Raw genomic sequence first — 8,867 nt, 5'->3', positions numbered from 1 at the left:
GGAACTCCGTCACGGAAGACGGAGTATCTCACGACACACCTTGTCGGACTCCCTCAGTCGAACGCAACGAAAACGAAGGAGAACACGAATTGACCGAATATCAACTCAAGTCCGGCGGCAGCTACCGACTTGTTGCTTTTGGCGAAGGCGCAATCTTGAAGTTCGCCAACTCATCAAAGCTTTGCAAACGCTCATCAAACGGGAATCTGGATCAGGAACACATGAAACCCACTAACCCCAAAATCACCTGGCAGCCCTACCCTACCACCCGCCCCACGGAAGCCGGCGACTACTTCGTCACGATCGCTGCTGAAGGCTCAGATCCCGTCACCCACATCTTGCCTTTTAGTACAAGGCGTGGTCGTTTCTTTTACCGACGCTACCACGACACACTCATTCTCGCCTGGGCGCCACGCACAACAGCGCACCTTATCCGGTACGACGAAGAAAAACCCAAATCGCCAGGGCGCTACCTAGTCAAACTCGCAACGCCCAATGCCGCGTCGCCGTTCACCTACCGCACCCTCTGCTCCAGCAGCAATGGCTGCTTTTTCGGAGTCGAAAAAGACGTCCAAGTCATCGCCTGGGGACTTCTTCCCAAGCCCTACACGGGAGATCTCCGATGAAGAAATTAAACGAAATCGACTGGTTCTTCATCATCGGCGTAATCGGTTTTGCTGCCCTGGCCGTGAGCGCTGCCTACGCCATCGGCAAGATCATCACTGAAGTCATTCGCTGGGGGATCTGAAATGCCGAAGAGTCAGAAACCGCGGAAGCGGTACCGCAAAGAGGAGCACGCACAGCCGCCCGTCGTTACTCAAGAGAAGATCGACCAGATTCACTCCATGACGACGGATTACGAACTCGTCACGGAGGGGGCTCTGCCGCAAGGGTGCGCGACGCTGAATCACCTTCGCTGCATGCGCGACGTCATTAACCTCGCCATCACCGATCTTTTGCTGCAGAACGAGTACACGATCGAGCAACGCGTCATTCTCAACGCCGGCGGTGATGCGCTACAGTCGGTGACGGACAACGGCTTTGTTCACTTCGGCGGCAAACGGTTTGTCTGTCGTGCGGCAGAGTTGGACGCCATCCGGGACGCCATGGAACTCGCCGCCGGACGCGTTCATAAGGCGTTTGAGGAACGGCCGCTGCTTATGCTGCAGCGATTCCGGACGATGAAGGAAATTATTAAGACCGGGCACGGCCGAACGACCGTGAGCCGGAAACGAGTTGAAAAGACACTGCGCCGCTTAGGCGGCAAGCGGTGGAATGCTTAAGGAGAAAATCATGCGTGAACGCACAAAGAAGAATCAGCCGCCCCTCGGGGTTTTGATGATCGACGTCCAGGCCGTAGCCAGAAAGCTCAGTATCGGCGTCAGTACGGTATGGAAGCTCGCGAAGACTAACCCTGACTTTCCCAAACCGTTTTATTTCAACCCAAGAAACGCGCGCTGGAAGATGAAGGATCTGGAGAACTACGTAAACCAGCTACAGCATGAACCTGTGGCAGCTACAACGTAAGAAAAGGAAACCCCGCCGAGAGGCGGGGCATCTGATTAATGACCACGAGAACGGTCTTCTATCTCATAGTTCAAATCTTGTATTACTTTGAAATTTATTACAAAGTACAAAAGAGTTAATAGATTAAACGAATACGAAAAAAGAATTAACCAATATTGGTTAGCAACTGTCGAAACCAACCAAAAAACAGTATCAGCCACAAAAAAGCAGATGCTCGTGTCACGAACGATTAGGCTACTATTTTTTATAGCGCGATAAAAATCATTGTTTTTCACTCGACTTAAATTAAGCGAACAGGCCACCCCCATGCATACGGAAAACACTACACTCACCACCGTATACAACATCCCCATGTAATCTGAAGGAATCGTGACTCTATCGGACTGCCAGAGCGCCACTGCTGTTACTATGGCCGATACAATCAAAACTATCGCTATTCTTTTGTAGCTGACTCGCATTTTGCGATTTCCTGGAGAAAAAGTTCCATAGCCTGCCTGAGTTCAGGTTCATTCAACAACCCACCTTCTAATTGTTCAACCTGAACAATTTTCTTTAGGAGTATTTGGTCACCTTTTGCGATCTTCCCGTTGTCTTTTGTATGAATAATTACATTGTCAAGATCTGCAATTGGCTTTATCAATGCTCCAAACGTTTGCTGTACTTCATCCGCCTCTGAGGCACGCGGTTTTTTGACTGAAATCTTCAGCGTCGCAGATATGTGTTTGGTCAAAATCGTGTCATTAACAGTTTGAGCATCTTGAAACAGCCCTTTTACATACTCTGTCGCTACCGCCAAAACCGTGCGTTTTTCTTCCTTGTGCAAGCTACCTTCAAAAAGACGACCATCTTGAAACTCAATAGAGGTTATCTCTGACAACTTTGATACAACCTGCGTATCAATCAAAGGCGTTATTTCATAAAGTTTCTTCAAATACCAATTCAAATATGCCTGAAGTCCAGCTATAGTTTTATTGATCGGAAGACTTGTAACCAAATACTCATTCGTCATACAGAAGTAGTAGTGCCCCTGATACTGAGCCTCGGTACCGCTGTTTTCCATATCCCCGACACTAATATCCTCCAAATTGAAGGAGTCCTTCTTTAATAATTCTTTAGAAACTTGTTTGCCAGCGCTACCTACAGCAAGACGCATCATCAAGCAATGAACGCTCCCCTTGATCGCTTCGCCCTCTTGGAAATTAGCAATCAAGTCTTGCTCTTTGGTATTACTTCTGTCGTTTAATGTTAAGCGCCGCTCTTCTGCTGTTTTAGACTCCCTCAACTTCGCCAATAAGGCATCAGCTGGCTTTTCTTCAGTGAACAAATCAGAAGTAGGTTTAATCTTAAAAGCCCTGAGAGTAACTTTCTTGCCAGACATAAGCACCTCAAAGGAAAAGTGACAACAAATACAAAATTTACAACCGCGCTGTGAAACCCGTCAGTATCGAGGCTGAGAATAACAACAACAGTTACTTTTATCAACAGGGGAATTCCATCATAGAACAACAAAATTTCCCCCAAGCGTCATACACCTCGCGCATATCCCCCAGAGCCTGTTCGCGGTCATAGGCACACTGGTAGCTTTCGTTACGATGATCCAGGCAGCTCTCACGTAGGTCGCGCGAAAACGCCTTATGTCCATACCCTCGCGCATCCTTCGCCCAGGTATTGAACGTCGCACGAGCGCAGCCGTGCAGAGTCACAATACGAGGCAACTTCGTTTTGGCATGCAACTGGTCTGGATCAACCCAACCGATGCCGTCGATTTTCTTCTGTTTGTCGTGCATCCGTTTAATGAGAGCCCGCACTGCATCACGCGTAAAAGGCGACGTATGCCCTTTGTTGATGTTAGGGAAGATGTACTCATCACTGTCATCGTCAAAGAGGCGCGGAGCTGACTTCAGCAATGCCACCGCCTGCGGGCAGAGCGGCGTCTTCCGGTCGAAAGAAATCTTTTCCGACTTCACCTTCATGCGTTCTCGCGGAATGACATGCAGCCAGTTCCCCTCTTCATCGACCTGGATTTCGCTCCACACAGCCTCACGGGCCGTCGTATTGCGGGCCGACGTCAAGATAGCAAAGGCCAGGCACCGGGCCGTTTGACTTACCGGAACCAACTCCATCAGCGCCTTGAAGAAAAGCGGCATCCGCTTCACCGGCAAGGCCGGTTCGTGCCCACCTTCCGCCCGCTGCAGTGGCAGCAAATCCCCCAGGCACCCATCTTTCACCTGGCAAGGGTTGATCATCGGCGGCACCTTTCCTCCACGGATAGCCCAGTCAATAGCCTGACGCGCGTCCGACAGAATTCTTTCCGGAGTGTCGATCATGGTGCGCCACTTCTCGCCCAGTGCGGCCGCAAACATTTCCGCCTTCAAAGCTGTCACCGGACACCGGCGAAGATCTTCCGGAATATGGTTCTTAAAGAAACCATCCCAGACTTCCGTTTTGGTCTTATGAGCGTTGTTCCATCGCCCGCGCTTTTCGTTAAAGTCGATCCACTTCCGAATCAGAGTCTCAAAGGTCAAAACATCCGCCGACGGCTTTTCCCGGCGAAGAGCCATTTTGAGCGCTTTTTCCTCTTCGGCTAGGTCAACCCCCTGGGCAATCTTGTCTTTCCACACAGCAGCCTTTTTAAAGGCCTCCGCGAGGCTAAGTTCAGGGTAGGCGCCCAAGGTGAAAAAGCGACCGATCGTCCTCTCACGCAGTACGAAGTACTTTCGGTAGGAACCGTCCTTGAGTTTTTTAACACTCACCCAAAAACCAGGGACGACACCGCATGCGGTCGATTTCGTGAGACTGCGGAGACGCTTCTCCGTCATGGTAGCGGCAATGCGCATTGAGACACCTCCACGCCCCGCCAACATTGGGCCAGGCGGTCTATGGTAGGAAAAAGTTCCGAAGAAAAACGGCGGTTTTACGGAACCCTCCGTTTTTTTCCTACCATAGAGTCTACCTTTCGCCATGAGCTACAGACACAGCCAAAGGGATCACTGTAGACAGTGACACGCTACCTAAACACGTGGGAGGCCAATAAATACGCCTTTCCGCGAGATACAGACAATAAAAAAGGAGGTCTGCGAACAGACCTCCTCCTGGAATTTTGGTCGGGGCGGCGGGATTCGAACTCGCGACCCCTTGCACCCCATGCAAGTGCGCTACCAGGCTGCGCTACGCCCCGAACAGACTTGGAATCTTACCCGACTTTCTCGAAAAAAGCAAGAGGGTGGCTCCAAGTTTTTAGTCTTCGTCGTCCACAACGGTGTAGCGGCGGGTCTGCGCGCGCAGCTCCGGCGGCAGCAGGTTCTTCGTGACGCGGGCGTTGAGCGTTCCGGACGGATGGAAGGTGACGACGCGGCGCTCGGTGATCGTCACCGTTTCGCCGGTCTTCAGATTGCGCCCGGGGCGCGCGACCTTGTCGCGCACGGAGAAGTTGCCGAGACCGGGGATCTTCACCGTGTCGCCCTTTTCGAGGTGTTCGATGATGAGTTCGAAGAAGCTCTCGACGATGAGTTTGGCGTGAGGCCGGTCGAGATCGGGAATCTGCTCGAGAAGAGCCTCGGCGATGCTCGCCTTGTTGAGGGTGCGGACGTCCTGGGGAAGGTAGTCCTGAGGAATGTCATCCTGATCAGTCATGTTCTTCAGTAATTCGCTGACGCTGTGAAATCGTTTTCTGTCGCCTCTGGGCCGCCCGCGGTTTGGGCGGGCGGCACAGAGGAGCCTTAGGAGAGGGCCCGGCCTCAGGCGCGCAGACGCGCGCCCGCCACTTCGAGCACGTCGAGGATCGCGCGCATCGCGCCCTCGGTCTGCTCTTCGCCGAGCGGCTCCTCGGTGCGCGAGGCGAGCTCGATCGCGAAGGCGAGGGACTTCTCGCCCGCCCCGTCGCCCTCCTTCGGGCGATAGAGGTCGAAGAGGCGGAAGTCGGCGAGGGGCGCGAGGCGCAGATCCTTCTTCTTCGCCTCGGCGACGGCGTCGAAGAGCACCTGCACTTCCAGGTCGGCGGGGACCACGACCGCGAGGTCGCGCGTCACGGGCTGGAACTTGCTCACCGGGACGTAGCTGGGCAGCGGCAGCTGCGTGAGGGGCTCAACTTCGAGCTCGAACACCACCGGAGCGTGTGGAAGCTCAAACTGCTGCTGCACGCGCGGATGAAGTTCGCCGATGAAGCCGATGCGGCGGTCGCCGAGGTAGATCCCCGCGGAGCGGCCCGGATGGAGCGCCGGGAAGGATTCCTTCACGAAGCGGACCTTGAGCGGGCGGATCAGACGCTCAACGTCGCCCTTGACGTCAAAGAAGTCCACGCGGCGGGCGGCTTCGCCCCACTGCACGTCGTCGGCGGTGCCGTAGGCGAGGCCGGCGACGTGCTGCGGCTGGCGCACGCCCTTCACCGTCCAGGGACCCTCTTCGACCGCGGCGTCGGGGAAGAAGACGCGGCCGAGCTCAAAGATGCGCACGCGTTCGGCGCGGCGGTTGAGGTTGTACTTGAGGATGTCCACGAGGCCGCCGATGAGCTGCGTGCGCATCACGGAGAGCTGCGAGGCGATCGGATTGAGAAGGCGGATCGGCTTCTCGTTGGCGGCGTAGGCGAGCTCCCACTCTTCGGGGACGAAGGAGAAGTTGATGAGCTCCTGGTAGCCGAGCTTGGCCATCTCGCGGCGCAGATCATGCGCGCCGCGGCGCTCCTCGCGCTGCGTCTTCATCGCGCTGCGCGCGAGCGGCGGACGGTCGGGGAGCTTCTCGAGGCCGTAGAGGCGCGCGACCTCCTCGATCAGGTCCTCCTCGATCTCGATGTCGAAGCGGAAGGACGGGGGCGTCACCGTGAAGACGCCGTCGGCGAGCGTGTATTCGAAGCCGAGGCGCTTGAAGCTCTCCTCCATGGATTCGAGCGGAATGTCGACGCCGACCACCTTGCGGCAGCGGTCCACGCGCATGCGCACGGGGGCGCGCACCGGGAGGTTCGCCTTCACGTCGTCGACCGGGCCCACCTTCGTCTCAGGCGTGCCGCAGATGTCGAGCACGAGCTGCGTGATGTACTCGAGGTGGTCGACCGTCGTCGCGAAGTCCACGCCGCGCTCATAGCGGTAGGCCGCGTCGGTCGAGAAGTTGAGCTTGCGGCAGCGGCCCTGGATCGCCTTCGGGAACCAGAACGCGGCCTCGATGTAGAGGTCGGTCGTCTCGTCGGAGATCGAGGTCTTCTCGCCGCCCATGATGCCCGCGAGGCATTCGGGCTCGTCGCCCGCGCAGATCACGCCGTACCAAGGCGTGAGCGCGACCGTCTGGCCGTTGAGGAGCTCGACGGACTCGCCCTCGCGCGCCCAGCGCACGGTGAGGCGGTCGGCCGGGAGCTTCTTGAGGTCGTAGAAGTGGGTCGGGCGGCCGAGCTCGAGCATCACGTAGTTCGAGATGTCCACGAGCGCGGAGATCGAGCGCTGGCCGGCGCGCTCAAGGCGCGACTTCATCCATTCCGGCGTCTTCGCACGGGCGTTGAGGCCGCGGATCACGCGGCCGGAGAAGCGGCCGCAGAGGTCGGGGGCTTCGATCTCGACGGGCAGGCGGCAGCTGCAGGTCGCGGGCACCGGCGTCATCGCCGCAAGCGTGAGCGGCGCGCCCGTGATCGCGTGCACGTCGCGCGCGACGCCCACCACGGAGAGCGCGTCGCCACGGTTCGGCGTGAGCTTCAATTCAATGCGGGCGTCGTCAAGACGCGCGTATTCACGGATGTCGGCGCCGATGGGCGCTTCGTCCGGAAGGATCCAGATGCCGTCGTGGTTTTCGGAAATGCCGAGCTCGCGCTGCGAGCAGAGCATGCCCATCGACACGACACCGCGCAGCTTGCTCTTCTTGATGCGGAAGTCGCCCGGGAGCACCGCGCCGATCGTGGCGCAGGCAACCTTGATGCCGGCGCGCACGTTCGGGGCGCCGCAGACGATCTGCAGCGTCTCGCCCGTGCCCGCGTTCACTTCGCACACGTGCAGGTGGTCGGAGTTCTCATGGTCGCGGCAGGTGAGCACTTCGCCCACGACGACGCCCGTGAAGGCGGGGGCGGCGGTGCGGACTTCCTCAACCTCGAGGCCCGCCATCGTCAGCGCGTCGGCAAGCTCGTCGGTCGAGAGGGCCGGATTGACGTACTGGCGCAGCCATTCTTCAGTGAAAATCATTTTGTGTTCTCTCCGCCGGGAAGTCAGTTGAACTGCTTGAGGAAGCGCAGGTCGCCCTCAAAGAAGAGGCGCAGGTCGTCGATGCCGTAGCGCAGCATCGTGAGGCGCTCGAGGCCCGAGCCGAAGGCGAAGCCGATGTGCTTCTCCGGATCGAGGCCGTAGTTGCGCACGACGTTCGGGTGCACTTCGCCCGCGCCCGAAATCTCGAGCCAGCGGCCCTTCCTCGGGCCGCTCGTGAACATCATGTCCACTTCGACGGAGGGTTCGGTGAACGGGAAGTAGGACGGACGGAAGCGCACGACGAGGTCGTTCGTCTCGAAGAAGCAGCGCAGGAAGTCGCTGTAGACGCCCTTGAGGTCCGTGAAGCTGATGTCGCGGTCGATCCAGAGGCCCTCGACCTGATGGAACATCGGCGAGTGCGTCGCGTCGCTGTCCACGCGGTAGGTGCGCCCCGGGGCGATCACCTTGATGGGCGGCTGATGCGTGCGGGCGTAGCGCACCTGCATGGGCGAGGTGTGCGGACGCAGCGGGAGCGGACGTCCCTCGTCGTCGTTGCGGTCCACGTAGAACGTGTCCTGCATCGAGCGGGCGGGATGGTTGGGCGGGTTGTTGAGCGCGGTGAAGCTGAACCAGTCGCTCTCGATCTCGGGACCGTCGGCGACGTCGAAGCCGATCGAGCGGAAGATCTCCTCGACGCGCATCCAGGTGCGGATCACCGGGTGGATGCCGCCCTCGGAGCGGCCGCGCCCCGGGAGCGTCACGTCGATCGACTCGGCGGCGAGCTTCGCAGCGAGCGCTTCGGCGGCGAGTGCTTCGCGGCGGGCGTTGAGGGCCTGCTCGACCTGCTGCTTGGCGCGGTTGATCTCCTGACCGCGGGCGCGGCGCTCCTCAGGGGCGAGCTTGCCCAGCTCCTTCATGAGCATGGTGAGCGCGCCCGTCTTGCCGAGGTAGCGCGCCTTGGCGTCCTCGAGCGCAGCGGCCTGCTGCGCGAGGGCGAATTCACGCTGCGCGGACTCGATGAGTTCGGAAAGTTCCTGCATTTTGAATTCCAAAACGATGATGTCGGGGGACGCCGGGCGTCGCGCCGCCCGTCAACGGGGGCGTTCGGGCCGCGTCCGGTCTCCGTACTCAGCGGCGCATCCCCCTTCGGGGACGACGGGGATTCGGGGCGCGGCCTTCCCGCAC

The 8,867-nt window shown here is 58.2% G+C and carries 10 protein-coding genes and 1 tRNA gene; 4 read left to right on the top strand and 7 right to left on the bottom strand.

What is annotated here, in order from left to right; all coding sequences use genetic code 11:
- The first annotated feature begins 89 nt into the window (after positions 1–89).
- From ACT6Y9_RS06135 to ACT6Y9_RS06120, 4 genes are read left to right on the top strand one after another with little or no spacing between them, the layout of a single operon-like run.
- Positions 90–626, top strand: a complete 537-nt coding sequence (locus ACT6Y9_RS06135; protein WP_443743874.1) for a hypothetical protein — start codon at positions 90–92, stop codon at positions 624–626.
- Positions 623–748 (top strand): hypothetical protein, encoded by a 126-nt coding sequence (locus tag ACT6Y9_RS06130; RefSeq protein WP_443743873.1) that lies wholly within the window; start codon positions 623–625, stop codon positions 746–748. Before ACT6Y9_RS06135 ends, ACT6Y9_RS06130 begins: the two co-directional genes overlap by 4 nt.
- Position 749: 1 nt before the next feature.
- Complete coding sequence (locus ACT6Y9_RS06125; RefSeq protein ID WP_443743872.1) at positions 750–1,283, top strand: hypothetical protein; 534 nt, start codon at positions 750–752, stop codon at positions 1,281–1,283.
- 10 nt (positions 1,284–1,293) lie between these two features.
- Positions 1,294–1,527 (top strand): helix-turn-helix transcriptional regulator, encoded by a 234-nt coding sequence (locus tag ACT6Y9_RS06120; protein WP_443743871.1) that lies wholly within the window; start codon positions 1,294–1,296, stop codon positions 1,525–1,527.
- Between the two features lie 35 nt (positions 1,528–1,562).
- On the opposite strand, the gene ACT6Y9_RS06115 is transcribed toward ACT6Y9_RS06120, so the two are convergent.
- From ACT6Y9_RS06115 to pheS, 7 genes are all read right to left on the bottom strand, one after another.
- Positions 1,563–1,985 carry a hypothetical protein gene (locus ACT6Y9_RS06115; RefSeq protein ID WP_443743870.1) on the bottom strand — a complete coding sequence of 141 codons (423 nt, stop codon included), beginning with the start codon at positions 1,983–1,985 and terminating at the stop codon, positions 1,563–1,565.
- On the bottom strand, positions 1,961–2,905 hold the full coding sequence (locus ACT6Y9_RS06110; protein WP_443743869.1) for a hypothetical protein: 945 nt from the start codon (positions 2,903–2,905) through the stop codon (positions 1,961–1,963). Before ACT6Y9_RS06110 ends, ACT6Y9_RS06115 begins: the two co-directional genes overlap by 25 nt.
- Before the next feature lie 100 nt (positions 2,906–3,005).
- Positions 3,006–4,364, bottom strand: coding sequence for a tyrosine-type recombinase/integrase (locus ACT6Y9_RS06105; RefSeq protein WP_443743868.1), 1,359 nt, complete (start codon positions 4,362–4,364; stop codon positions 3,006–3,008).
- Between the two features lie 264 nt (positions 4,365–4,628).
- Positions 4,629–4,705: transfer RNA gene (locus ACT6Y9_RS06100), tRNA-Pro, on the bottom strand.
- A 59-nt stretch (positions 4,706–4,764) separates the two neighbouring features.
- A complete protein-coding gene (locus ACT6Y9_RS06095; protein WP_295480656.1) occupies positions 4,765–5,160 on the bottom strand; it encodes an integration host factor subunit alpha in 396 nt (131 codons plus the stop codon).
- Positions 5,161–5,264: 104 nt separating this feature from the next.
- Positions 5,265–7,682 (bottom strand): phenylalanine--tRNA ligase subunit beta, encoded by a 2,418-nt coding sequence (gene pheT, locus ACT6Y9_RS06090; protein WP_443743867.1) that lies wholly within the window; start codon positions 7,680–7,682, stop codon positions 5,265–5,267.
- Between the two features lie 23 nt (positions 7,683–7,705).
- Positions 7,706–8,722: a phenylalanine--tRNA ligase subunit alpha gene (pheS, locus tag ACT6Y9_RS06085; RefSeq protein WP_295480660.1), complete on the bottom strand. Its 1,017-nt coding sequence runs from the start codon at positions 8,720–8,722 to the stop codon at positions 7,706–7,708.
- Positions 8,723–8,867 lie beyond the last annotated feature (145 nt).

The organism is Sutterella sp. (genome assembly GCF_052272535.1).
In the GTDB taxonomy this organism is placed as follows: domain Bacteria; phylum Pseudomonadota; class Gammaproteobacteria; order Burkholderiales; family Burkholderiaceae_F; genus Sutterella.
Note: the sequence above shows the minus strand (reverse complement) of the source record. Positions and strands in the feature narration are given on the sequence as shown.

Excerpts from the sequence above, each read along its gene's own strand:
- ACT6Y9_RS06130 (WP_443743873.1), top strand. The coding sequence starts at position 623 with ATGAAGAAATTAAACGAAATCGACTGGTTCTTCATCATCGGCGTAATC.
- ACT6Y9_RS06125 (WP_443743872.1), top strand. The coding sequence starts at position 750 with ATGCCGAAGAGTCAGAAACCGCGGAAGCGGTACCGCAAAGAGGAGCAC.
- ACT6Y9_RS06120 (WP_443743871.1), top strand. The coding sequence starts at position 1,294 with ATGCGTGAACGCACAAAGAAGAATCAGCCGCCCCTCGGGGTTTTGATG.
- ACT6Y9_RS06115 (WP_443743870.1), bottom strand. The coding sequence starts at position 1,985 with ATGCGAGTCAGCTACAAAAGAATAGCGATAGTTTTGATTGTATCGGCC.
- ACT6Y9_RS06110 (WP_443743869.1), bottom strand. The coding sequence starts at position 2,905 with ATGTCTGGCAAGAAAGTTACTCTCAGGGCTTTTAAGATTAAACCTACT.
- ACT6Y9_RS06105 (WP_443743868.1), bottom strand. The coding sequence starts at position 4,364 with ATGCGCATTGCCGCTACCATGACGGAGAAGCGTCTCCGCAGTCTCACG.
- ACT6Y9_RS06095 (WP_295480656.1), bottom strand. The coding sequence starts at position 5,160 with ATGACTGATCAGGATGACATTCCTCAGGACTACCTTCCCCAGGACGTC.
- pheT (WP_443743867.1), bottom strand. The coding sequence starts at position 7,682 with ATGATTTTCACTGAAGAATGGCTGCGCCAGTACGTCAATCCGGCCCTC.
- pheS (WP_295480660.1), bottom strand. The coding sequence starts at position 8,722 with ATGCAGGAACTTTCCGAACTCATCGAGTCCGCGCAGCGTGAATTCGCC.